This window comes from Endozoicomonas sp. ISHI1, assembly GCF_024606225.1.
GTDB lineage: Bacteria > Pseudomonadota > Gammaproteobacteria > Pseudomonadales > Endozoicomonadaceae > Endozoicomonas_A.
This window is the reverse complement of record NZ_JAGRPU010000019.1, coordinates 19,275-45,919: the sequence shown is the minus strand read 5'-3', so window position 1 is coordinate 45,919 and position 26,645 is coordinate 19,275. Positions and strand designations below refer to the sequence as shown.

16 protein-coding genes are annotated in these 26,645 nt (G+C 50.7%); 15 read left to right on the top strand and 1 reads right to left on the bottom strand.

The genetic code is table 11. The features are described from left to right. Window positions 1-414: 414 nt before the first annotated feature. The 15 genes from KBW69_RS13355 to KBW69_RS13285 all read left to right on the top strand — a co-directional run bounded on the left by KBW69_RS13355 (window position 415) and on the right by KBW69_RS13285 (window position 25,956). Window positions 415-1,911 (top strand): hypothetical protein, encoded by a 1,497-nt coding sequence (locus KBW69_RS13355; protein WP_257281178.1) that lies wholly within the window; start codon window positions 415-417, stop codon window positions 1,909-1,911. Window positions 1,912-2,016: 105 nt separating this feature from the next. After that, window positions 2,017-3,732, top strand: a complete 1,716-nt coding sequence (locus tag KBW69_RS13350; protein WP_257281177.1) for a hypothetical protein — start codon at window positions 2,017-2,019, stop codon at window positions 3,730-3,732. A 105-nt stretch (window positions 3,733-3,837) separates the two neighbouring features. Then, window positions 3,838-5,670, top strand: a complete 1,833-nt coding sequence (locus tag KBW69_RS13345) for a hypothetical protein (protein WP_257255254.1) — start codon at window positions 3,838-3,840, stop codon at window positions 5,668-5,670. Between the two features lie 105 nt (window positions 5,671-5,775). After that, a complete protein-coding gene (locus KBW69_RS13340) occupies window positions 5,776-7,407 on the top strand; it encodes a hypothetical protein (protein WP_257281176.1) in 1,632 nt (543 codons plus the stop codon). A gap of 105 nt (window positions 7,408-7,512) precedes the next feature. Beyond that, window positions 7,513-9,204, top strand: a complete 1,692-nt coding sequence (locus KBW69_RS13335; RefSeq protein ID WP_257281175.1) for a hypothetical protein — start codon at window positions 7,513-7,515, stop codon at window positions 9,202-9,204. A gap of 118 nt (window positions 9,205-9,322) precedes the next feature. After that, window positions 9,323-11,026 (top strand): hypothetical protein, encoded by a 1,704-nt coding sequence (locus KBW69_RS13330; RefSeq protein ID WP_257281174.1) that lies wholly within the window; start codon window positions 9,323-9,325, stop codon window positions 11,024-11,026. Between the two features lie 111 nt (window positions 11,027-11,137). Next, window positions 11,138-12,829, top strand: coding sequence for a hypothetical protein (locus KBW69_RS13325; RefSeq protein WP_257281173.1), 1,692 nt, complete (start codon window positions 11,138-11,140; stop codon window positions 12,827-12,829). Window positions 12,830-12,947: 118 nt separating this feature from the next. Next, window positions 12,948-14,672, top strand: coding sequence for a hypothetical protein (locus KBW69_RS13320; RefSeq protein WP_257281172.1), 1,725 nt, complete (start codon window positions 12,948-12,950; stop codon window positions 14,670-14,672). A 105-nt stretch (window positions 14,673-14,777) separates the two neighbouring features. Next, complete coding sequence (locus KBW69_RS13315) at window positions 14,778-16,358, top strand: hypothetical protein (RefSeq protein ID WP_257281171.1); 1,581 nt, start codon at window positions 14,778-14,780, stop codon at window positions 16,356-16,358. Window positions 16,359-16,387: 29 nt separating this feature from the next. Next, on the top strand, window positions 16,388-18,064 hold the full coding sequence (locus tag KBW69_RS13310; RefSeq protein ID WP_257281170.1) for a hypothetical protein: 1,677 nt from the start codon (window positions 16,388-16,390) through the stop codon (window positions 18,062-18,064). Window positions 18,065-18,093: 29 nt separating this feature from the next. Next, window positions 18,094-19,830, top strand: a complete 1,737-nt coding sequence (locus KBW69_RS13305; RefSeq protein WP_257281169.1) for a hypothetical protein — start codon at window positions 18,094-18,096, stop codon at window positions 19,828-19,830. A 105-nt stretch (window positions 19,831-19,935) separates the two neighbouring features. Beyond that, on the top strand, window positions 19,936-21,606 hold the full coding sequence (locus tag KBW69_RS13300) for a hypothetical protein (RefSeq protein ID WP_257281168.1): 1,671 nt from the start codon (window positions 19,936-19,938) through the stop codon (window positions 21,604-21,606). A 106-nt stretch (window positions 21,607-21,712) separates the two neighbouring features. After that, entirely contained in the window at window positions 21,713-23,881 is a 2,169-nt protein-coding gene (locus KBW69_RS13295) for a hypothetical protein (RefSeq protein WP_257252512.1), read from the top strand. Between the two features lie 147 nt (window positions 23,882-24,028). Then, a complete protein-coding gene (locus KBW69_RS13290) occupies window positions 24,029-25,525 on the top strand; it encodes a hypothetical protein (RefSeq protein ID WP_257281167.1) in 1,497 nt (498 codons plus the stop codon). 188 nt (window positions 25,526-25,713) lie between these two features. Continuing rightward, window positions 25,714-25,956, top strand: coding sequence for a hypothetical protein (locus tag KBW69_RS13285; RefSeq protein WP_257281166.1), 243 nt, complete (start codon window positions 25,714-25,716; stop codon window positions 25,954-25,956). A gap of 189 nt (window positions 25,957-26,145) precedes the next feature. Here KBW69_RS13285 and folK read toward each other — a convergent pair whose 3' ends face one another. After that, complete coding sequence (folK, locus tag KBW69_RS13280) at window positions 26,146-26,643, bottom strand: 2-amino-4-hydroxy-6-hydroxymethyldihydropteridine diphosphokinase (RefSeq protein ID WP_257253935.1); 498 nt, start codon at window positions 26,641-26,643, stop codon at window positions 26,146-26,148. Window positions 26,644-26,645 lie beyond the last annotated feature (2 nt).

The window sequence follows — 26,645 nt, the reverse complement described above, 5'->3', positions numbered from 1 at the left end:
AATAAGCTATGTGCACAGGGTAAGGCCATGGAGCAAAAAATGTTGCCCTAAACAGTCATTATGGCGCTGTCATTGTTGAGGCGCGGTGATTGACCAGAATGCCTGCCCCGAACTATGAAATCCCAGCCAGAGGCTGAATTTTCATGATCAGTAAGCTTTGTGGCGGATTATACGCAATGCAGCCGGGTGTGTCAGTGCCTGCGGGGGAGTGTACCCCGGAAGTTTATCGAATAAGGTCTATCCAGCTATTAGTGAGAGGATACACTGCGGTCGGGCACAGCCGCCGGATTGTATGGATTCCCGTCGCTTTTCACATCCTTTGTTATAAGGTGGCCTATCCTTCCTCTCTGTATACCAGAATGCAAGGATAGAATTATTAAACTCTCACTCTTTGCGGCACCGCGGTTGCTCATATTGTTGTCTGTTGTTTGCCAGGCTGAACCCTTTACAGCACGTTTTCTTGTCGAGCTTGAACAGAGTTCAGTTTTTCCAGGCCAGAGCTTTTCTGTATGGCTTGACCGACAAACATTACCAGACAAATCTTCACACATTCCCAACACAAACGGCTATTCAGAACCTGACTTGCCAATTGACAGCAAATCACCCGAACCTGACAGTGACGTGATGAAAACGATCATCATCGAGTCGATTTCATGGCAATGGCTTTACGCCACGAATCTGCTGATTGCTTATGAACTGGTTCTTAACACCAAAGACACTCCACTATACTACAACCCTTATTCAGGGATATCTGTAAAAGTGGTTGCCGCTTTCGGTTCGCTTTTAAAAAGCTATTGGGACATCGATTCACCGTCGTTTAACTCTATGGAACTCCGGGAGGCGAGTCAGGATCACCCGTTTGTGATAACCGCTATGATGCCCGGCTCTGGACACAACCAACAACCCAACCCGCCATCAGAATCATCCGGGCAGGAAGCCCCGAAAGCCCTCCCTCAACCCATAGGCTATTTCACCAGCCTTCTATATTCTGATTCTGGCGGGGATGGTGGAGTCCCAAAACAACAACCACATACATTAGGTTTAAATTGTTTCGTTCATCCCTGTCATGGGGCTTGTCAATTCCGGCAGTCTTCCGATTTATCCGATAGCAGAGCGCTGGATTGTGAAGAAAGTGTCACAAGCCACACAATAGCAAAGGCCGAACAAAGCTCATGCCCTCATTTGGCCAATAGACACTGCTCTATTTGCAACCCTGTTAACGGGGTTACCTCAGACGGGGTCGGCATAAACTCAATGGTTGCAGGGACAATTGATAAAGACATCCCTGCCGGGAAAGCTATTTGCACCTTGATAATATCCGGGGAGGGTGACCAGTCCCTGCAATGCGGGAAGGTCTTCAAGAATGCAAAAACACTGTCGCATCACAAAAGCTATTACCACTCCGGGCAAAAAACCTGTCACCTGACTGTGTTCGGCGAGGATGGTCAGCCGCAGACATGCGGAAACATCTGCAAGAATGCTCAAGCCCTGTGGAATCACAAAAAAAGAAAACACACTGATAACAGCCAACAAACCTGTTACATAAACGTGATCGGTGAGGATGGCCAGCCGCGACCATGCAGAAAGATCTTCAAGAATGCCGACAGCCTTTCGGCTCACAGAAGAGGATACCATAGCGGGCAACGAACCTGTGACTTGACCGTGGTCGGTGAAGATGGCCAGCCGAAGCCATGCGGAAAGGTCTTGAAGAATACTCAAGCCTTTAAAGATCACAAAAGAAGAGGCCACTCCAAACAAACAATCTGTGACGTGACTGTGATTCGGAAGGATGGCCAGCCGCAATCATGCGGAAAGGTCTGCAAAAATGGTGAAGCCCTGTCATATCACAAAAGAATGCATCGAAAACGGAAGTCTCCTGTTGTCACTCAGAACGATGACCCCAGTCCTTGATCTGACAACCGCCCTTTCATGAGGTTTTCTTGGTCTATCCTTGCTCTGTAAAAGCCAGAATACAGGGATAGAATTATTAAATACTCACTCTTTTCGGCACTACGGTTGCTGTTACTGACGTTGTCTGTCGTTTGTCAGGCCGAACCGTTGACAGAACGTTTTATTGTCGACACCAAAGACGCTTCACTATGCTTCAACCCTTATTCAGGGATATCTGTAAAAGTGGTTGCTGCTGTCGGTTCGCTTTTAAAGAGCTATTGGAACCCCGATTCACCGTCGTTTAACTCTGTGGAGCGGGGGGCGAGTCAGGATCACACGTTTACGATCACCACTATGATGCCTGGCTCTGGACACAACCAACAACCCAACCCGCCATCAGAATCATCCGGGCAGGAAGCCCCGAAAGCCCTCCCTCAACCCATAGGCTATTTCACTAGCCTTCTATATTCTGGTTCTGGCGGGGATAATGGAGTCCCGGAACAACCACCACATACGTTAGGTTTAAATTGTTTCGTTCATCCCTGTCATGGGGCTTGTCAATTCCGGCAGTCTTCCGATTTATCCGATAGCAGAGCGCCGGATTGTGAAGAAAGTGTCACAAGCCACACAATAGCAAAGGCCGAACAAAGCTCATGCCCTCATTTGGCCAATAGACACTGCTCTATTTGCAACCCTGTTAACGGGGTTACCTCAGACGGGGTCGGCATAAACTCAATGGTTTCAGGGACAATTGATAAAGACATCCCTGCCGGGAAAGCTATTTGCACCTTGATAATATCCGGGGAGGGTGACCAGCCCCTGCAATGCGGGAAGGTCTTCAAGAATGCAAGATCACTGTCGCATCACAAAAGCAACTACCACTCCGGGCAAAAAACCTGTGACCTGACTGTGGTTTGTGAGGATGGTCAACTGCAGCCGTGTGGGACTGTCTGCAAAAATGCTAACACTCTGTCGTATCACAAAAGCAGAGATCACACGAGGCAACAAACCTGTGATGTGCCCGTGATCGGGAGGAATGGTCTGCAAGGGCCCTGTGGGACGATCTGCAGAAATACCGCAGCTCTGTCCGCTCACAAAAGCCGACAGCACACCGGGCAAAAAACCTGTAACGTGACTGTAATCATGGAGGATGACCAGCCGCGGCTATGTGGAAGGGTCTTTAAAAGTGCCAAAAGCTTGTCGGCCCACAAAAGTGGATACCACACGGGGCAACAAACCTGTGACTTAACCGTGACCAGTGAGGATGGCCAGCCGCGGCCCTGCGGAAGGATCTTTAGTAATGTCAACAGACTATCGGCTCACAAAAGTGGATACCACACCGGGCAACAAACCTGTGAAGTGACCATAATCGGAGAGGATGGCCAGCCGCGGCCGTGCAGAAGGGTCTTCAAGAATGCTAACAGCCTGTCGGTTCACAGAAGCGGATACCACAACGGGCAACAAACCTGTAATGTGACCGTGATCGGGGAAGATGGACAGCCGCGACCATGCGGTAAGGTCTTCAAGAATGCTAACAGCCTGACGGCTCACAAGGCTGGTTTCCATAGCGGGCAACGAGCCTGTGACTTGACCGTGGTCGGTGAAGATGGCCAGCCGAAGCCATGCGGAAAGGTCTGGAAGAATACTCAAGCCCTTAAGGATCACAAAAGAAGAGGCCACTCCAAACAATCAACCTGTGACGTGACTGTCGTTCGGAAGGATGGCCAGCCGCGGCCATGCGGAAAAGTCTGCAAGAATGCTCGAGTCCTGTCATATCACAAAAGAATGCATCGAAAACGCAAGTCTCCTGTTGTGGACCAGAACGATTACCTCAGTCCTTGATCTGACAACCGCCGTTTCATAAGGTTTTCTTGATCTATCCTTGCTCTGTAAAAGCCAGAATGCAGGGATAGAATTATTAAACACTCACTCTTTGCGGCACTACGTTTGCTGTTACTGACGTTGTCTGTCGCCTGTCAGGCCGAACCGTTGACAGAACGTTTTATTGTCGACACCAAAGACACTCATCTATGCTCTAACCCTTATTCATGGGCATCTTTAGAAGTGTTTGCCGCTGTCGGTTCGCTTTTAAAAAACTATTGGAACCCCCATTCACCGTCGTTTAACTGGATGGAACTACGGGGGGCGAGTCAGGATCACCCGTTTGCGATCACTACTATGATGCCTGGTTCTGGAAACAACCAACAACCCAGCCTGCCATCAGAATCATCCGGGCAGGAAGCCCGGGAGGCCCTCCCCCAACCTATAGGCTTTTTCACTAGCCGACTGTATTCTGACTCTGGTGGGGATGGCGGAGGCCCTGAACAACATCCACATACTTTAGGTTTAAATTGTTTCGTCCATCCCTGTCATGGCACTTGTCAATTCCGGCAGTCTTCCGATTTATCCGAAAGCAGAGCGCCGGATTGTGAAGAAAGTTCGACAGATCACACATTAGCATCACCCGGGCAAAGCTCATGCCCTCATTTGGCCGATAGATACTGCTCTATTTGCAACCCTGTTAACGGGGTTGCCTCAGACGGGATCGGCATAGACTCAGTGGTTGCAGGGACAATCGATAAAAAAGTCCCCGCCAGGAAAGCCATTTGCAACTTGATCATATTCGGGGAGGATGGCCGACTGCTGCAATGCGGGAAGGTCTTCAAGACTGCGAAATCATTTTCGGTTCACAAAAGCAACTACCACACCGGGCAAAAAACCTGTGACCTGACTGTGGTCGCAGAGGATGGTCAACTGCAGCCGTGCGGGACGCTCTGCAAGAATGCTAACGCCCTGTCGTACCACAAAAGCAGAGACCACACGAGTCAACAAACCTGTGATGTGCCCGTGATCGGCAGCGATGGTCTGCAACGGCCCTGCGGGAAGACCTGCAGAAATGCCGTAGCTTTGTACGTTCACAGAAGCGGACAACACACCGGGAAAAAGACCTGTGACTTGACAGTAATCGTGGAGGATGGCCAGCCGCGGCCATGCGGAAAGGTCTGCAGAAATGCCGCAGCTCTGTACATTCACAAAAGCGGACAGCACACCGGGCAAAAAGCCTGTAATGTAGCCGTAATCGGTGAGGATGATCAGTCTCGGCCATGCGGAAGGGTCTGCAAGAATTTTCAAACCCTGTTGAATCACAGAAAAAGAGACCACGGCAGGCGGCAAACCTGTAATGTGTCCGTGACCGGTAAAGATGGTCTGCAACGGCCCTGCGGAAGGGTCTTCAAGACTGCCAACAGCTTGTCGGCTCACAAAAGTGGGTACCACAGCGTGCAACAAACCTGTGACATGACCATGACCGGGGAGGATGGTCAGTCGCGGCCATGCGGAAAGATCTGCAAGAATCTTCAAACCCTGTCGAATCATAAAATCAGAGACCACACCGGGCAACAAATCTGTGACGTGACCGTGGTTGGGGAGGATGGCCAGCCGAAGCCATGCGAAGAAGTCTGCAAGAATGCTAAAGCCCTTTCGTATCACAAAAGAAGAAACCACACCGGGGAACGAACCTGTGACGTGAACGTGATTGGGGAGGATGGTCAGTCGCGGCCGTGCGGGACGGTCTGTAAGAATGCTCACGCCCTGTCGAATCACAAAACCGGATACCACAGCAAACAAAAAAACTGTGACGTGACCGTGGTTCGCAAGGATGGCCAGCCGCAGCCATGCGGGAAAGCCTGCAAGAATACTAAAGCCCTTTTGAATCACAAAAGAATGCATCTAAAACGCAAGTCTCCTGTTGTGGATCTGAACGATGACCTCAGTCCCTGATCTGACAACCGCCGTTTCATGCTGTTTTCTTGATCTATCTTTGCTCTGAACAAATCAGCATGCAGGGATAGAATTATTCAATACTCAATCTTTGTGGCACCGCGGTTGCTGTTACTGACGTTGTCTTTCGTCTGCCAGACCGAACCGTTAACAGAACGTTTTATTGTCAACACCAAAGACACTCCAATATGCTCCAACCCTCATTCAGAGATATCTGTAAAAGTGGTTGCTGTTGTCGGCTTGCTCTTAAAAAGCTATTGGAACTCCGATTCACCGTCGTTTAACTCGGTGGAACTCCCGGGAGCGAGTCAGGATCACCCGTTTACGATCACTACTATGATGCCTGGCTCTGGACACAACCAACAACCCGGCCCGCCATCAGAATCATCCGGGCAGGAAGCCCCGGAGGCCCTCCCCCAACCTATAGGCTTTTTCACTAGCCTATTGTATTCTGACTGTGGCGAGGATGGCGGAGGCCCTGAACAACACCCACATACTTTGGGTTTAGATTGTTTCGTCCATCCCTGTCACGGTGTTTGTCAATTCCGGCAGTCTTCCGATTTATTCGAAAGCAGAGCGCCCGATTGTGAAGAAAGTTTGACAGGCCACACAGTAGCAATGCCCGGACAAAGCTCATGCCCTCATTTGGCCGATAGCTACTGTTCTATTTGCAACCCTGTTAACGGGGTTGCCTCAGGCGGGATCGCCATAGAATCAGTGGTTGCAGGGACAGTCTGCAGAGATACCGCAGCTTTGTACGTTCACAAAAGCGGACAACACACCGGAGAAAATACCTGTGACTTGACAGTAAGCGGGGATGATGGCCAGCTGCTGCAATGCGGGAAGGTCTTCAAGAATGCAAGTTCTCTGTCACATCACAAAGTCAACTACCATTCCGGGCAACAAACCTGTGACCTGACGATGGTCGGGGAGGATGGTCAACTGCAGCCGTGCGGGACGGTCTGCAAGAATACTAACGTTCTGAAGTATCACAAAAACAGAGAGCACACCGGGCAACAAACCTGTGATTTGACCGTTATGAGGGATGGTCAGTTACGGCCATGCGGAGAGGTCTGCAAGAATGTTCAAGCCCTGTTGAATCACAAAAAAAGAGACCACGGCAGGCAACAAACCTGTGACTTGACAATAATAAGGGAGAATGACCAGCCGCGGCTATGTGGAAGGGTCTTTAAAAGTGCCAACAGCTTGTCGGCCCACAAAAGTGGATACCACACGGGGCAACGAACCTGTGACATGACCGTGACCGGTGAGGATGGCCAGCCGCGGCCGTGCGGAAAGATCTGCATGAATGTTCAAGGCCTGACGAATCATAAAATGAGAGACCACAGCGGGCAACAAATCTGTGACATGACCGTGGTTGGGGAGGATGGCCAGCCGAAACCGTGCGGAAAGGTCTGCAAGAATGCTCAATTCCTTTCGTCTCACAGAAGAAGAAACCACGCAGGGGAACGAACCTGTGATGTGAATGTGATTGGGGAGGATGGTCAGTCGCGGCCGTGCGGGACGGTCTTTAAGAATGCTCACGCCCTGTCGAATCACAAAGCCGGATACCACACCGAACAAAAAAACTGTGACGTGACCGTGGTTCGCAAGGATGGCCTGCCGCAGCCATGCGAAAAGGTCTGCAAGAATACTAAAGCCCTGTTGAATCAAAAAAGAATGCATCGAAAACGCAAGTCTCCTGTTGTGGATCAGAACGATGACCTCAGTCCTTGATCTGACAGCCGCCCTTTCATGAGGTTTTCTTGATCTATCTTTGCTCTGAACAAACCAGAATGCAGGGATAGAATTATTCAATACTCACTCTTTGCGGCACAGCGGTTGCTGTTACTGACGTTGTCTGTCGTCTGTCAGGCCGAACCGTTCACAGATCGTTTTATTGTCGATACCAAAGACACTCCAATATACTCCAACCCTTATTCAGAGATATCTGTAAAAGTGGTTGCAGTTGTCGGTTTGCTCTTAAAAAGCTATTGGAACTCCGATTCACCGTCGTTTAACTCGATGGAACTCCGGGAGGGGAGTCAAGATCACCCGTTTACAATCACTACTGTGATGCCAGGCTCTGGACACAACCAAAAACCCGGCCCGCCATCAAAATCATCCGGGCAGGAAGCCCCGGAGGCCCTCCCCCAACCTATAGGCTTTTTCACTAGCCTCCTGTATTCTCACTCTGACGGGGATGGCGGAGGCACTGAACAACAACCACACACGTTAGGTTTAAATTGTTTTGTTCATCCCTGTCATGGGGTTTGTCAATTCCGGCAGTCTTCCGATTCATCCGAAAGCAGAGCGCCCGATTGTGAAGAAGGTTTGAAAGTCCACGCAGTAGCAACGCCCGGACAAAGCTCGTGCCCTCATTTGGCCAATATAGGCTGCTCTATTTGCAAACCTGTTAACGGGGTCGCCTCAGACGGGGTCGCCACAGACACAATGGTTGCGGGGACAATCGATAAAAACGTCGCTGTCGGGCAAGCCATTTGCACCTTGATCATATTCGGGGAGGATGGCCAGCTGCTTCAATGCGGAAAGGTCTTCAAGAGTGCAAATTCACTGTTGCGTCACACAGGCAACTACCACTCTGGGCAAAAAACCTGTGAACTGACGGTGGTCGGGGAGGATGGTCAACTGCAGCCGTGCGGGATGGTCTGCAAGAATGCTAACATTCTGTTGCATCACAGAAGCAGAGACCACACGGGGCAAAAAACCTGTGATGTGACCGTTATGAAGGATGACCAATTGCGGCCATGCGGAGAGGTCTGCAAGAATGCTCAAGCCCTGTTGAATCACAGAAAAAGAGATCACGGCAGGCAACAAACCTGTGACGTGACAGTAATAAGGGAGAATGACCAGCCGCGGCTATGTGGAAGGGTCTTTAAAAGTGCCAACAGCTTGTCAGCCCACAAAAGTGGATACCACACGGGGCAACAAACCTGTAACTTAACCGTGACCGGTGAGGATGGCCAGCCGCGGCCATGCGGAAAGCTCTGCAAGAATGCTCAAGCCCTATGGGATCACAGAAGCAGAGACCACACGAGGCAACAAATCTGTGACGCGACCGTGGTTGGCGAGGATGGCCAACCGAAGCCGTGCGGAAAAATCAGCAGAAATGCCGCAGCTCTTTCCGTTCACAAAAGTCGACAACACAGCGGGCAAAAAACCTGTAACGTAACCGTGATCGGTGAGGATGGCCAGTCGCGGCCATGCGGCAAGGTCTGCAAGAATATTCAAGCCCTGTGGGATCACAAAAGCAGAGGCCACACGAGGCAACAAACCTGTGACGTGGTCGTAGTTGGGGAGGATGGCCAGTCGCGTCCATGCGGAAAGGTCTGCAAGAATGTTCAAGCCCTTTGGACTCACAAAAGAAGAAACCACACCAGGCAACAAACCTGTAACGAGATCGTGGTTGGGGAGGATGACCAGTCGCGTCCATGCGCAGAGGTCTGCAAGAATTCTAAAGCCCTGTCGAATCACAAAAGAATGCATCGAAAACGCAAGCCTTCTGAACAATGACCTTAGTTCTTAATGTGGCAACCGCTCTTTCATGAGGTTTTTTTGATCTATCCTTGCCCTGTAAAAGCCAGAATGCAGGGATAGAATTATTAAATACTCACTCTTTGCTGCACTCCGGTTGCTGTTACTGACGTTTCCTGTCGTCTGTCAGGCCGAACCGTTGACAGAACGTTTTGTTCTCGATACCAAAGACACTCCACTATGCTCCAACCCTTATTCATGGACATCTGTAGAAGTGTTTGCCGCTGTCAGTTCGCTTTTAAAAAGCTATTGGAACCCCGATTCACCGTCGTTTAAATCAATGGAACTACGGGGGGCGAGTCAGGATCACCCGTTTGCGATCACCACTATGATGCCTGGCTCTGGACACAACCAACAACCCAACCCGTCATTAGAATCATCCGGGCAGGAAGCCCCGACAGCCCTCCCTCAACCCATAGGCTATTTCACTAGCCTTCTGTATTCTGATTCTGGCGGGGATAATGGAGTCCCTGAACAACAATCACATACGTTAGGTTTAAACTGTTTCGTTCATCCCTGTCTTGGGGCTTGTCAATTCCGGCAGTCTTACGGTTCATCCGATAGCAGAGCGCCGGATTGCGAAGACAGTTCGACAGCCCCCCCAGTAGCAACTCCCGGACAAAGCTCATGCCCTCATTTGGCCAATAGATACTGTTCTATTTGCAAACCTGTTAACGGGGTCGCCTTAGATTCAATGGTTGTAGGGACAATCGACAAAAACGTCCCTGCCGGGCAAGCCATTTGCAACTTGATCATAATCGAGGAGGATGGCCAGCTGCTGCAATGTGGGAAGGTCTTCAAGAATGCTAAAGGCCTTTGGTCTCATAGGAGAGGATACCACTCCGGGCATCAAACCTGTGAAGCGAACGTAATCGGAGAGGATGGTCAGCCGCGGCCGTGTAGAAAGGTTTTCAAGAATACTAACAGCCTGTTGGTTCATAGAAGCGGATACCACACCGGGCAACAAACCTGTAACGTGACCGTGATATTGGAAGATGGCCAGCCCCGGCCATGCGGAAAGGTCTGCAAGAATGCCCAAGCCCTGTCGCATCACAAAAGCAGAAACCACACGGGGCAAAAAACCTGTGATGTGCCCGTGATCGGGAAGGGGGGTCTGCAACGACCCTGCGGGACGGTCTGCAGAAATGCCGCGGCTTTGTCCACCCACAAAAGCGGACAGCACTCTGGGAAAAAGACCTGTGACGTAAACATAATCGGGGAGGATGGCCAGCTGCAGCCATGCGGAAAGGCCTGCAAAAATGCCGCACACCTGTCCAACCATAAAAGCCGACAGCACACCGGGCAAAAAACCTGTAATGTAACCGTGATCGGTAAGGACGATCAGTCGCGGCCATGCGGAAAGACCTGCAACAATGTTCAAGCCCTGTTGAATCACAAATACAGAGACCACACCGGGCAAAAAACCTGTAACCTGATTATGGTCGGGGAGGATGGCCAGTCGCGGCCATGCGGAAAGGTCTTCAAGAATTCCAGAGTCCTTTCGAGTCACAAAAGCGGATACCACAGCGGGCAACAAACCTGTGATGTGAACGTGGTCCGGGAGGATGGCGAACCGCAGCTATGCGGGAAGGTCTGTAAGAATGCTCAAGTTCTCTGGGATCACATAAGAATAAAACACACCGGAAAGCAAACCTGTGACGAGACTGTGGTTGGGCGGGATGGCCATTCGCGGCCGTGCGGAAAGGTCTGCAAGAGTGCTAAAGCCCTGTTGAACCACAAAAGAATACATCGAAAACGCAAGTCTCCTGTTGTGGATCAGGACGATGACCTCAGTCCTTGATCTGAAAATCAACCTTTCATGAGGTTTTCTTGATCTATCCTTGCTCTGTAAAAGCCAGAATCGAAGGATAGATTTATTAATCACTCACTCTTTGCGACACTGCGGTTGCGGTTGCTGTTACTGACGCTTTCTGTCGTCTGTCAGGCCGAAACGTTGACAGAACGTTTTATTGTCGACCTTGTACAGAGTGCAGTTTTTCCAAATCAGAGCTTTTCTATGAAGTTTGATCAGCAAACATTACCGGACAAACTCTCACAAATTCCCGACAAAAAGGGCTATTCAGAACCTGATTTGTTATCTGATAGCAAACCACCCAGACCTGACAGTGGCGAGATGAAAACGACCATCATTGAGCCGGTTACATGGCAATGGCTTTACGACACGAATCTGCTGATTGCTTTTGAACTGGTTCTTAATACCATAGATACTTCACTATGCTCCAACCCTCATTCAGGGATAACTGTAAAAGTGGCTGCCGCTGTCGCTTCGCTTTTAAAAAGCGATTGGAACCCCGATTCACCGACGTTTAACTCGATGGAAACCCGGGGGGTGAGTCAGGATCACCCGTTTGCGATCACCACTATGATGCCTGGCTCTGGACACAACCAACAACCCAACCCGTCATCAGAATCATCCGGGCAGGAAGCCCCGAAAGCCCTCTCTCAACCCATAGGCTATTTCACTAGCCTTCTGTATTCTGATTCTGGCGGGAATAATGGAGTCCCTGAACAACAACCACATACGTTAGGTTTAAACTGTTTCGTTCATCTCTGTCATGGGGCTTGTCAATTCCGGCAGTCTTCCGGTTTATCCGATAGCAGAGCGCCGGATTGCGAAGAAAGTTCGAAAGGTCCAACAGTAGCAACGCCCGGGCAAAACTCATGCCCTCATTTGACCAATAGATACTGCTCTATTTGCAAACCTGTTAACGGGGTCGCCTTAGATTCAATGGTTGTAGGGACAATCGATAAAAACGTCCCTGCCGGGCAAGCCATTTGCAACTTGATCATATTCGGGGAAGATGGCCAGCTGCTGCAATGTGGGAAGGTCTTGAAGGATGCAAAATCACTGTCGCGTCACATAGGCAACAGCCACTCCGGGCAAAAAATCTGTGACCTGACTGTGGTCGGGGAGGATAGTCAACCGCAGCCGTGTGGGAGTGTCTGCAAGAATGCTCAAGCCCTGCAGAATCACAAAAGAAGAGACCACACGACGCAACAAACCTGTGATGTGCCCGTGATCGGGAGGGACGGTCTGCAACGGCCCTGCGGGTCGGTCTGCAGAAATGCTGCAGCTCTGGCCACTCACAAAAGCGGACAGCACACCGGGAAAAAGACCTGTGACGTGACCGTAATCGGGGAGGGTGGCCAGCCGCGACCATGTGGAAAGGCTTGCAGAAATGCCGCATATCTGTACATTCACAAAAGCGGACAGCACACCGGGCTAAAAACCTGTAACGTAACTGTAATCGGTGAGGATGATCAGTCGCGGCCATGCGGAAAGACCTGCAAGAATGTTCAAGCCCTGACGAATCACAAAAACAGAGACCACACCGGGCAACAAACCTGTGACGTGACTGTAGTTCGGAAGGATGGTCAGCCGCAGCCATGCGGGAAGATCTTCAGGAATGCTAAAGCCCTGTTGGAGCATAAAAGCGGATACCACACTGGACAACAAACCTGTGATGTCACCGTGGTCGGGGAGGAAGGCCAACAACAGCCATGCGGAAAGGTCTGCAAGAATGCAAAAGCCCTGTCGAATCACAAAAGAATGCATCGAAAACGCAAGCCTTCTGAACAATGACCTTAGTTCTTAATCTGGCAACCGACCTTTTATGAGGCTTTCTTGATCTATCCTTGCTCTGTAAAAGCCAGAATACAGGGATAGAATTATTAAACACTCACTCTTTGCGGCATCTCGTTTGCTGTTACTAACGTTATCTGTCGTCTGTAATGCTGAACAGTTGACAGAACGTTTTACTGTCGACACCAAAGACACTCCACTATCCTCCAACCCCTATTCAGGGATATCTGTAAAAGTGGTTGCCTTTGCCGGTTCGCTTTTAAAAAGCTATTGTAACCCAGACTCACCGTCGTTTAACTCTATGGAACTCCGGGGGATCAGTCAGGATCACCCACTCACGATAACCGCTATGATGTCTGGCTCTGGACACAACCAACAACCCAACCCGCCATCAGAATCATCCGGGCAGGAAGCCCTCGCTCAACCCATAGGCTTTTTCACTAGCCTTCTGTATTCAGATTCTGGCGGGGATAATGGAGTCCCTGAACAACACCCACATACTTTGGGCTTGAATTGTTTCGTGCATCCCTGTCATGGGGCTTGTCAATTCCGGCAGTCTTCCGCCTCATCCAATAGCAGAGCGCCCGATCGTGAGGAAAGTTCGACAGACCACACGGCAGCAACGCCCGGACAAAGCTCATGCCCTCATTTGGCCAATAGATACTGCTCTGTTTGCAAACCTGTTAACGGGGTCGCCTCAGACGGGGTCGCCTCAGACGGGACCGCCATAGACTCAATGGTTGCAGTGACAATCGATAAAAACGCCCCTGCCGGGCAAGACATTTGCAGTTTGATTATATTCGGGGAGGATGGCCAGCTGCTGCAATGTGGGAAGGTTTTCAAGAATGCACAATTACTGTCGCGTCACAAAGGCAGCTACCACTCTGGGCAAAAAATCTGTGACCTGACTGTGGTCGGGGAGGATGGTCAATTGCAGCCGTGCGGGACGGTCTGCAAGAATGCGAACGCTTTAACGTATCACAAAAACAGAGACCACACGGGGCAACAAACCTGTAATGTAACTGTGATCGGGAGGGATGGTCTGCAACGGCTCTGCGGGACTGTCTGGAGAAATGCCGCAGTTCTGTCCATTCACAAAAGCGGACATCACACCGGGGAAAAAAACTGTGACGTGATCGTAATCGGGCAGGATGGCCAGCCGCGGCCATGCGGAAAGGCCTGCAAAAATGCCGCAGCTCTTTACGCTCACAAAAGCGGGCAGCACGCCGGGCAAAAAACCTGTAACCTAACCGTGATCGGTGAGGATGATCAGTCGCAGCCATGCGGAAAGGTCTGCAAGAATACTAACGCTCTGATGAATCACAAAAAAAGAGACCATTGCAGGCAACAAACCTGTGACGTGATCGTAATCAGCGAGGATAATCAGCCGCAGCTATGCGGAAGAGTCTATAAGAGTGTCCACAGCCTGTCGGCTCACAAAAGTGGATACCATAGCGTGCAACAAACCTGTGAAATGACCGTGACCGGGGAGCAAGGACAGCCGCGGCCATGCGGAAAGATCTGCAAGAATGCTCAAGCCCTTAGGGATCACAGAAAAATAGACCACACCGGGGCACAAACCTGTAACGTGACAGTGGTTCGCAAGGGTGGTCAGCCGCAGTCATGCGGGAAGGCCTGCAAGAATGCTAAAGCCCTTTCAACTCATAAAAGCGAATATCACACCGGGCAAAAAACCTGTGACATAACCGTGGTCGGGGAGGAAGGTCAGCAACGGCCATGCGGAAAGGTCTGCAAGAATGCAAAAGTCCTGTCGAATCACAAAAGAATTCATCGAAAACGCAAGCCTTCTGTCGTGGATCAGAACGATGAACTCGGGCCTTAACCTGAAAACTGTCCTTTCATGAGGTTTTCTTGATCTATCCTTGCTCTGTACAAGTCAGAATGCAGGGATAGAATTATTAAGCACTCACCCTTTGCGGCAAATTGGTTGCTGTTACTGACGTTGTCTGTCGTTTGTCAGGCCGAACCGTTGACAGAACGTTTTATTGTCGACACCAAAGACACTCCACTATGCTCCAACCCTTATTCAGGGATCTCTGTAAAAGATGTTGCCTTTGTCGGTTCGCTTTTAAAAAGCTATTGGAAACTCGACTCACCGTCGTTTAACTCTGTGGAACTTCTTGGGACCAGTCAGGACCACACGCTTACGATCACCGCTATGATGTCTGGCTCCGGACACGTCCAACAACCCAACCCGCCATCAGAATCATCCGGGCAGGAAGCCCTCCCTCAACCCATAGGCTTTTTCACTAGCCTTCTTTATTCTGATTCTGGCGGGGATAATGGAGCCCCTGAACGACAGCCACATACTTTGAGCTTGAATTGTTTCGTTCATCCCTGTCATGGGGCTTGTCAATTCCGGCAGTTTTCCGGTTCATCCGATGGCAGAGCGCCCGATCTTGAAGAAGGTTGGACAGACCACACAGCAGCGACGCCCGGACAAAGCTCATGCCCTCATTTGGCCAATAAATACTGTTTTATTTGCCACCCTGTTAACGGGGTCGCCATAGACACGATGGTTGCAGGGAAAATCAATAAAAACGTCCCTGCCGGGCAAGCCATTTGCGGCTTGATAATATTCAGGGATGATGGCCAGATGCTGGAATGTGGGAAGGTCTTCAAGAATGCAAAATCACTGTCGCGTCACAAAGGCAGCTCCCACTCTGGGCAAAAAACCTGTGATCTGACGATGGTCGGGGAGGATGGTCAACTGTATCCGTGCGGGACGGTCTGCAAGAATGCTAATGCCCTGGCGTATCACAAAGAAAGAGACCACACGGGGCAGCAAACCTGTTATGAGCACGTGGTCGAGGAGGGAGGCCAGCCGACGCCGTGCAAAAAAGTCTGCAAGAATGCTAAAGCCCTTTGGGCTCACAAAAGAAGGCACCACACAGGGGAACAAACCTGTGACGTGAACGTGATCGGGGAAGATGGTCAGTCGGGGCCATGCGGAAAAGTCTGCAAGAATGTTCAAGCCCTGTCGGATCACAAAGGTGGATACCACACTGGGCAACGAGCCTGTGACGTGACCGAGATCGGGGAAGATGGCCAGCCGTGGCCGTGCGGAAAGGTCTGCAAGAGCGGTAAAGACCTTTCGGATCACAAACGCAGAGAACACACAAGGCAAAAAATTTGTGATATGCCCGTGATCGGGAGTGATGGTCTGCAACGGCCCTGCTGGACGGTCTGCAGAAATGCCGCAGCTCTGTCCACTCACAAGAGCGGACTGCACACCGGGAAAAAGACCTGTGACGTGGCCGTAATCAGGGAGGATGGCCGGGTGCGGCCATGCGGTAAGGTCTTCAAGAATACTAACAGCCTGTCAGTTCACAAATCCATATACCACAACGAGCAACAAAGCTGTGATGTCACCGTGGTTCGGCAGAATGGTCAACCGCAGCCATGCGGTAAGGTCTACAAGAATGCTCAAGCCCTGTTGAGTCACAAAAGAATGCATAGAAAACGCAAGCCTTCTGTTGTGGATCAGAACGATGACTTTTGTCCTTGATCTGACAACCGCCCTTTCATGAGGCTTTCTTGATCTATCCTTGCTCTGTAAGAGCCGAATACAGGGATAGCATTATTAAGCACTCACTCTTTGCGGCACTGCGGTTGCTGTTACTGATGTTGTCTGTCGTCTGTCAGGCCGAACCGTTGACAGAACGTTTTATTGTCGACACCAAAGACACTCCACTGTACTCCAACCCTGATTCAGGGATATCTGAGAAAGTCGTTGTCGCTCTGACTGTCGCTTCGCTTTTAAAAAGCTATTGGAACCCCGATATACCGTCGTTTAACTCGGTGGAACTCCGGGGGACCAGTCAGGATCACCCGTTTACGATCAGCGCTATGATGCCCGGCTCTGGAGACAACCAACAACCCAACCCGCCATCAGAATCATACGGGCAGAAAGCCCTCCCTAAACCCATAGGCTTTTTCACTAGCCTTCTGTATTCTGATTCTGGCGGGGATAATGGAGTCCCTGAACAACACCTACATACGTTGGGTTTAAATTGTTTCGTCCATCCCTGTCATGGCGCTTGTCAATTCCGGCAATCTTCCGATTCATCTGATAGCAGAGCGCCCGATTATGATCAAAGTTTGACAGACCCAACAGTAGCAACGCCCGGACAAAGCTCATGCCCTCATTTGGCCAATAGATACTGCTCTATTTGCAACCCTGTTAACGGGGTCGCCTCAGACGGGACCGCCATAGACTCAATGGTTGCAGGGACAATCGATAAAAACGCCCCTGCCGGGAAAGTCATTTGTAGTTTGATTATATTCGGGGAGGATGGCCAGCAGCTGCAATGTGGGAAGGTCTTCAAGAATGCAAAATCACTGTCGTATCACATAAGCAAATACCACTCTGGGCAAAAAACCTGTGACCTGACGTTGGTCGGGGAGGATGGTCAACTGCAGCCGTGCGGGACGGTCTGCAAGAATGCTCAAGCCCTGTTGAATCACAAAAGAAGAGACCACGTCAGGCAACAAACCTGTGACGTAACCGTAATCAGGGAGGATGGCCAGCCGCGACTATGCGGAAAGGACTGCAGAAATGCCGAAGCGCTGTACATTCACAAAATCCGACGGCACACCGGGCAAAAAATCTGTGACGTGACCGTGATTGGGGAGGATGGCCAGCCGAAGCCGTGCGAAAAGGTCTGCAGAAATGCTGCAGCTCTGTCCACTCACAAAAGCGGACAGCACACCGGGAAAAAGACCTGTGACATGGCCGTAATCGGGGAGGATGGCCGACTGCAACCATGCGTAAAGGTCTGCAAGAATGCTCAAACCCTGTCGGTTCACAAAATCAGAGACCACACGAGGCAACAAACCTGTGATATACCCGTAATCGGGGGGGGTGGTCTGCAACGGCCCTGCGGGAGGGTCTGCAGAAATGCAGCAGCTCTGTCCACTCACAAAAGCGGACACCACACCGGGAAAAAGACCTGTGACGTGACCGTAATCGGTGAGAATGGCTGTTTGCGGCCATGCGGTAAGATCTTCAAGAATGCTAACAGCCTGTCGGCTCACAAAACTGGATACCACACCGGGCAACAAACCTGTGCCGTGACCGTGGTTCAGAAGGATGGCCAGCCGCAGCCATGCGGGCAGGTCTTCAGGAATGCTCAAGCCCTGTCGAATCACAAAAGAAAGCATCGAAGACGCAAGCCTTCTGTTGTGGATCACAACGATGACCTCGGGCCTTAACCTGACAACCGCCCTTTCATGAGGCTTTCTTGATCTATCCTTGCTCTGTAAGAGCCGAATACAGGGATAGAATTATTAAGCACTCACTCTTTGCGGCAACGTGGTTGCTGTTACTTACGTTGTCTGTCGTCTGTCAGGCCGAACCTTTGACAGGACGTTTTATTATCGACTACAAAGACACTCCACTGTGCTCCAGCCCTTATTCAGGTATATGTGTAAAAGTGGTTGCAGTTGTCGTTTCGCTTTTAAAAAGCTATTGGAACACTGATTCACCGTCGTTTAACTCGGTGGAACTCCGGGGTCAGGATCACCTGTTCACGATCGTCGCTATGATGCCCGGCTCCGGAGACAACCAACAACCCAATCCGCCATCAGAACCATCCGGGCAGGAAACCCTCGCTAAACCCATAGGCTTTTTCATTGGCCATCTGTATTCTGATTCTGGCGGGGATAATGGAGCACCTGAACAACAGTCACATACGTTGGGTTTAAATTGTTTCGTCCATCCCTGTCATGGCGCTTGTCAATTCCGGCAATCTTCCGGTTCATCTGATAGCAGAGCGCCCGATTGTGATCAAAGTTCGACAGACCACACAGTAGCAATGCCCGGACAAAGCTCATGCCCTCATGGGGTCGACTCAGACGGGATCGCCATAAACTCAAAGGTTGCAGGGACAATCGATAAAAAAGTCCCTGCCGGGCAAGCCATTTGCAACTTGATAATATTCGGGGAGGATGGCCAGCTGCTGCAATGTGGGAAGGTCTTCAAGAATGCAAAATCACTGTCGCGTCACAAAGGCAGCTGCCACTCTGGGCAAAAAACCTGTGATCTGACGGTGGTCGGAGAGGATGGTCAACTGCAGCCGTGCGGGACGGTCTGCCAGAATGCTAACGTTCTGAAGTATCACAAAAGCAGAGAACACACGGGACAACAAACCTGTGATGTACCCGTGATCGGGAGGGATGGTCTGCAGCGGCTCTGCGGGAAGGTCTGCAGAAATGCTGCAGTTCTGTCCTCTCACAAAAGCGGACAGCACACCGGGGAAAAAAACTGTGACGTGATTGTAATCGGGCAGGATGGCCAGCCGCGGCCATGCGGAAAGACCTGCAGAAATGCCGCAACTTTGTACGTTCACAAAAGCGTACAGCACAGCAGGCAAAAAACCTGTAACGTTTCCGTGATCGGTGAGGATGATCAGTCGCGGCCATGCGGAAAGGTCTGCATGAATGCTAACGCCCTGATGAATCACAAAAAAAGAGACCACGGCAGGCAACAAACCTGTGACGTGATCGTAATCAGGGAGGATGACCAGCCGCGGTTATGCGGAAGGGTTTTTAAGAGTGCCAACAGCCTGTTGGCTCACAAAAGTGGATACCATAGCGTGCAACAAACTTGTGACATGACCGTGACCGGGGAGGATCGCCAGCCGCGGCCATGCGGAAAGACCTGCAAGAATCTTCAAGCTCTGTCGAATCATAAAATGAGATACCACACCGGGCAACAAATCTGTGACGTGACCGTGGTTGGGGATGGCCAGCCGCGGCCATGCGGAAAGGTCTGCAAGAATGCTCACGCCCTGTCGAGTCACAAAATCGGATACCACACCGGGCAACAAACCTGTGGCGTGACCGTGACCGGAGAGGATGGCCAGCCGCGACCATGCGGAAAGACCTGCAAAAATGCTCAAGCCCTCGCGAGTCACAAAAGAATGCATCGAAAACGCAAGCCTTCTGTTGAGGATCTGAACGATGACTTCTGTCCTTGATCTGACAACCGCACTTTCATGAGGTTTTCTTGATCTATCCTTTTTCTGTAAAAACCAGAATGCAGGGATAGAATTATTAAACACTCACTCTTTGCGGCACTGCAATTGCTGTTACTGACGTTGTCTGTCGTCTGTCAGGCCGGACCGTTGACAGAACGTTTTATTGTCGATACCAAAGACACTACACTATGCTCCAACCCTTATTCAGGGATATGTGTAAAAGTGGTTGCCGTTGTCGTTTCGCTTTTGAAAAGCTATTGGAACCCCGATTTACCGTCGTTTAACTCGGTGAAACTTCGGGGAACCAGTCAGGATCGCCCGCTTGCTATCACCACTATGATGCCCGGCTCTGGACAGAACGAACAACCCAACCCGCCATCAGAATCGTCCGGGCAGGAAGTCCTCCCTATACCTGTAGGCTTTTTCAGTGGCCATCTGTATTCTGATTCTGGCGGAGATAATGGAGCCCCTGAACAACAGTCACATACGTTGGGTTTAAATTGTTTCGTCCATCCCTGTCACGGTACTTGTCAATTCCGGCAGTCTTCCGATTCATCTGATAGCAGAACGCCCGATTGTGAACAAAGTTCGACAGACCACACAGTAGCAACGCCCGGACAAAGCTCATGCCCCCATGGGGTTGACTCAGACGGGATCGCCATAAACTCAATGGTTGCAGGGACAATCGATAAAAACGTCCCTGTCGGGCAAGCCATTTGCAACTTGATAATATTCGGGGAAGATGGCCAGCTGCTGCAATGTGGGAAGGTCTTCAAGAATGCACAATCACTGTCGCGACACAAAGGCAACTACCACTCTGGGCAAAAAACCTGTGATCTCAGTGTGGTCGGGGAGGATGGTCAACTGCAGCCGTGCGGGACGGTCTGCAAGAATGCTAACGTTCTAAGGTATCACAAAAGCAGAGACCACACGGGACAACAAACCTGTGATCTACCCGTGATCGGAAGGGATGGTCAGCAACGGCCCTGCGGGACGGTCTGCAGGAATGCCGCAGTTCTGTCCGTTCACAAAAGCGGACTGCACACCGGGAAAAAAAACTGTGACGTGATTGTAATCGGAGAGAATGGCCAGCCGCGGCCATGCGGAAAGGCCTGCTTAAATGCCGCAGCTCTCTACGTTCACAAAAGCCGACGGCACACCGGGCAACAAATCTGTGACGTGGTCGTGGTTGGGAAGGATGGCCATCATCGGCGATGCGAGATCACCTGCGAGAGTACTCAAGACCTGTCAAATCACAAAAGACGATATCATACTGAGCAACAATCCTGTGACGTGGACGTGATCGGGAAGGATGGTCAGTTGCGGCCATGCGGAAAGGTCTGTAAGAATGCTCAGGCCCTGACGAATCACAAAAGTGCGTTCCACACCGGGCAACGAACCTGTGACGTGACCGTGATCGGGGAAGATGGCCAGCCGTGGCCATGCGGAAAGGTCTTCAAGAGTTCTAAATCCCTTTCGAGTCATAAATACGGATACCACACCGGGGAACAAACCTGTGACTGGACCGTGATCGGTGAGGATGGCGAGCCACAGCCATGCGAAAAGGTCTGCAAGAATACCAGAGCCCTCAGGGATCACAAAAGAAGACAGCACAACGGGGGACGGACCTGTGACGTGACCGGGATCGGGGAGGATGACCAGCCACGGCCATGCGGAAAGACCTGCAAAAATGCTCAAGCCCTCTCGAGTCACAAAAGAATGCATCGAAAACGCAAGCCTTCTGTTGTGGATCTGAACGATAACCTTTGGCCTTAATCTGACAACCAGCCCTTTCATGAGGTTTTCTTGATCTATCCTTGCTCTGTAAAAGCCAGAATGCAGAGATAGAATTATTAAACTCTCACTCTTTGCGGCACTGCGGTTGCTGTTACTGAAGTTGTCTGTCGCCTGTCAGGCCGAACCGCTGACAGAACGTTTTATTGTCGAGCTTGTGCAAAGTGCAGTTTTTCCAAATCAGAGCTTTTCTATAAAGTTTGACCGGCAAACATTACCGGACAGACCCTCACACATTGCCGACACAAACGGCTATACAGAACCTGATTTTCTATCTGATAGCAAACCACCCGGACCTGACAGTGACGGGATGAAAACGACCATCATTGAGTCGGTTTCATGGCAATGGCTTTACGCCACGAATCTGCTGGTTGTTTATGAACTGATTCTGACCACCAAAGACACTCTTCTGAGCTCTAACCCTTATTCAGAAATATCTGTAAAAGTGGTTGCCACTGTCGGTTCGCTTTTAAAAAACTATTGGAACCTCGATTCATCGTCGTTTAACTCGGTGGAACTCCGGGAGACCAGTCAGGATCATCCGTTCACGATCACTACTATGATGCCTGGCTCTGGACACAGCCAACAACCCAACTCGCCATCAGAATCATCCGGGCAGGAAGCCACGGAGGCCCTCCCTCAACCTATAAGTTTTTTCAGTAGCCTCCCGTATTCTGATTCTGGAGGGGATAATGGAGTCCCTGAACAATACCCGCATACTTTGGGTTTAAATTGTTTCGTTCATCCCTGTCGTGGGGCTTGTCAATTCCGGCAGTCTTCCGGTTCATCCGATAGCAGAGCGTCCGATTGTGAAGAAAGTTCGACAAGCCCTACAGTAGCAACACCCAGACAAAGCTCATGTCCTCATTTGGCCAATAGATACTGCTCTATTTGCAACCCTGTTAACGGGGTCACCATAGACACAATGGTTGCAGGGAAAATCGAAAAAAACGTCCCTGCCGGGCGAGCCATTTGCAACTTCATAATATTCTGGGAGGATGGCCAGCTGCTGCAATGTGGGAAGGTCTTCAAGAACGTAAAATCACTGTCGTGTCACAAACGCAACTACCACTCCGGGCAAAAAAACTGTGAACTGACTGTGGTTGACGAGGATGGCCAACTGCAGCCGTGCGGGAAGGTCTGCAAGAATGCTATCGCCCTGTCGTATCACAAAAACAGAGACCACACGAGACAAAAAACCTGTGACGCGCCCGTGATCGTGAGGGGGCTACAACGGCCCTGCGGGGCGGTCTGCAGAAATGCCGCAGCTCTGGCCATACACAAAAGCGGACTGCACACAGGGGAAAAAACCTGTGACGTGATTGTAATCGGGGAGAATGGACAGACGCGGCCATGCGGAAAAGCCTGCAGAAATGCTTCAGCTCTGTCCGTTCACAAAACCCGACAGCACACCGGGCAACAAATTTGTGACGTGGCCGTGGTTGGGGAGGATGGCCATCAGCGACAATGCGAGATCGTCTGCGATAATAATCAAGACCTGTCGAATCACAAAAGACGATACCATACCGGGCAACAATCCTGTGACGTGAACGTGATCGGGGAGGATGGTCAGTCGCGGCCATGCGGGAAGGTCTGCAAGAATGCTCAAGCTCTGTCGGATCACAAAAGTGGATACCACACCGGGCAACGAACCTGTGACGTGACCGAGATCGGGGAAGATGGCCAGCCGTGGCGATGCGGAAAGGTCTTCAAGAACTCTAAAGTCCTCTCGAGTCACAAAAGCGGATACCATACCGGGGAACAAACCTGTGACGTCACCGTGATCGGTGAGGATGGCGAGCCAAAGCCATGCGGAAAGGTCTGCAAGAACGTTAAAGCCCTTTCGGATCACAAAAGAAGAAACCATACCGGGGAACAAACCTGTGGCGTGGCCGTGGTCGGGAAGGATGGCCAGTCTCGGTCATGCGGAAAGATCTGCAAGAATGCTCACGCCTATGCGAATCATAAAAGAATCGCTCACACCGGGGAACAAACCTGTGACCTGTCAATAGTCGGAAAGGATGGCCAGTTGCAGCCGTGTGGGAAAGTCTTTAAGAATGCTCTATCTCTGTCATCTCACAAAAACAAAATTCACTCCGGACAAAAAGCCTGTGACATAACAGTAGTCGGGGAGGATGTTCAGGAGCGACCATGCGGGAAGGTCTGCAAGAATGCTCAAGCTCTGGCGGATCACAAAATAAGACACCGAAAACGCAAGTCCCCTATTGTGGATCAGGACGGTGACCTCAGTCGTTGATCTGACAAACGTCCTTTCATGTGGTTTTCTTGATCTATCCTTGCTCTGTAAAAGCCAGAATGCAGGGATGGAATTATTAAGCACTCACTCTTTGCGGCAACGTGGTTTCTGTTACTGACGTTGTCTGTCGTCTGTCAGGCCGAACCTTTGCCAGAACGCTTTATTGTCGACACCAAAGACACTCCACTATGCTCCAACCCTTATTCAGGGATATCTGTAAAAGTGGTTGCCGTTTTCGGTTCGCTTTTAAAAAGCTATTGGAACCCCGATTCAGCGTCGTTTAACTTTGTGGAGCTCCGGGGGTCGAGTCAGGATCAACTGTTCGTGATCACCACTATGATGCCCGGCTCTGGAAACAAGCAACAACCCAACCCGCCATCAGAATCATCCGGGCAGGAAGCACTCCCTAAACCTACAGGCTTTTTCACTAGCCTTCTGTATTCTGATTCTGGCAGGGATAATGGAGTCCCTGGACGACACTCACATACGCTAGGTTTAAATTGTTTCGTCCATCCCTGTCATGGCGTTTGTCAATTCCGGCAGTCTTCCGATTCATCCGATACAACCTACCCTGCCGATCAGGCCATTTGCAGCTTGATAATATTCGGGGAGAATGGTCAGCTGCTGCAATGCGGGAAGACCTTCAAGAATGCAAAACCACTGTCGTGTCACAAAAGCAATTGTCACGCCAGGCAACAAACCTGTGACGTGCCCTTGATCTGGAAGGATGGCCAGCCGCGGCCATGCGGGAAGGTCTGCAAGGATACACATGCCCTGTCGAACCACAAAAGTGGATACCACACTGAACAACAAAGCTGTGACGTGACTGTGATCGGGGAGGATGGCCAGCCGAGGCCTTGCGGGAAGGTCAGCAAGAATGCTCACGCCCTGTCAGCTCATAAGAGGGGATACCATACCGAACAAAAAACCTGTGATGTGACCGTGATCGGTGAGGACGGCGAGCCGCAGCCATGCGGAAAGCTCTGCAACAATGCTAACGCCCTGTCGAGTCACAAAGTCGGATACCACACCGGACAAAAAACCTGTGACGTGACCGTGATCGGGGAAGATGGCCAGCCAAAGCCGTGCGGAAAGATCTGGAAGAATGCTCAAGCCTTTAAGGATCACAAAAGAAGAGACCACACCGGACAACAAACCTGTGATTTAATCGTGGAGGGGAAGGCTGGCCAGCAGAAACCGTGCGGAAAGGTCTGCAGGAATGCCAAAGCCCTGTCGAATCACAAAGTCGGATACCACACCGCGCAACAAACCTGCGACGTGACCGTGATCGGCGAGGGTGGTTGGCGGCCATGCGGTAGGGTCTTCAAGAATGCTAACAGCCTGTTGGCTCACAAAAGTTCATACCACACGGGGCAACAAACCTGTGACGTAACAGTGATCGGGGAGGAAGGCCAGCAACGGCCATGCGGAAAAGTCTGCAAGAATGCAAAAGTCCTGTCGAATCACAAAACTGGATACCACACCGGACAAAAAACCTGTGACGTGGCCGTGGTCGGGGAGGAAGGCCAGCAACAGTCATGCGGAAAGGTCTGCAAGAATGCAAAAGTCCTGTCGAATCACAAAAGAATGCATCGAAAACGCAAGCCTCCTGTTAATGATCAAGACGATGACCTCAGGCCTTAGTCTGACAACCGCTCTTTCACGAGGTTTTCTTGATCTATCCTTGCTCTGTACAAGCCAGAATGCAGGGATAGGATTATTAAATACTCACTCTTTTCGGCACTGCGGTTGCTGTTACTGACGTTGTCTGTCGTCTGTCAGGCCGAACCGTTGACAAAACTTTTTATTGTCGACACCAAAGACACTCCACTATGCTCCAACCCTTATTCAGGGATATCTGTAAAAGTGGTTGCCGTTGTCAGTTCGCTTTTCAAAAGCTATTGGAACCCCACACCAGGCAACGTAACTGTGACGTAACCATGATCGGGGAGGACGGCCAGCGGCGTCTATGCGGAACGGTCTCCAAGAATGCTCAAGCTATGTCGAATCACAAAAGAATACATCAAAAACGCAAGTTTCCTGATGTGGATCAGGATGATGACCTCAGTCCTTAATCTGACAACCGCTCCTCTGTAGGAGACAATTTCGTAACGAATCTTGATATAAAAAAAAGAGTGGGTACTCGCCAGCAGGTATAACCGCAAGCTTATCAACCCAAGCTGAATGATTCCCGCCTTTGAGGCTGTCGCAAAAGTGCTGCGCCTCGCTACTTTTGCGACACCCTCTTTACGTCCGGGGAGAAGTCAAAACCAGGGGTAGTGAGTTGCCATTACTTCAATACCATCAGTTCCGACTTCCGCTAGCAGTGTGGCTGCTTTGCGGCCATCAGGAAGGGTGAGTTCAGGGTCTATATCCAGTATTGGACAGAGTACAAAGTTCCTCACATGCATCTGATAGTGGGGCACAGTCAGACGTTCGGACTCAATGATGTTATCACCGTAAAGGATTATATCGAGGTCAAGCGTTCTGGGCCCCCAGCGCACGGTTCTGACCCTGCCGTGGTCATTTTCAATGGCTTGCATGATGTCCAGTAATGCCAGCGGTGCGAGTCTGGTTTCAATCCGGACGGCAGCGTTGCAATAGTCAGGCTGCCCTTTAGGGCCGACCGGATCACTGATGTAGAGCTTTGAACAGCCTGATACTTCAACTTCGGGCAATGAATCAATGTCGTCCACAGCTCTTTGCAATTGCAGGCCGGGATTTTCCAGATTGCTGCCCAGGGCTATATAGGCGGTGGTCATAA

Coding starts and splice junctions, on each gene's coding strand:
- folK (WP_257253935.1), bottom strand. CDS start 26,643: ATGACCACCGCCTATATAGCCCTGGGCAGCAATCTGGAAAATCCCGGC.
- KBW69_RS13285 (WP_257281166.1), top strand. CDS start 25,714: ATGCTCCAACCCTTATTCAGGGATATCTGTAAAAGTGGTTGCCGTTGT.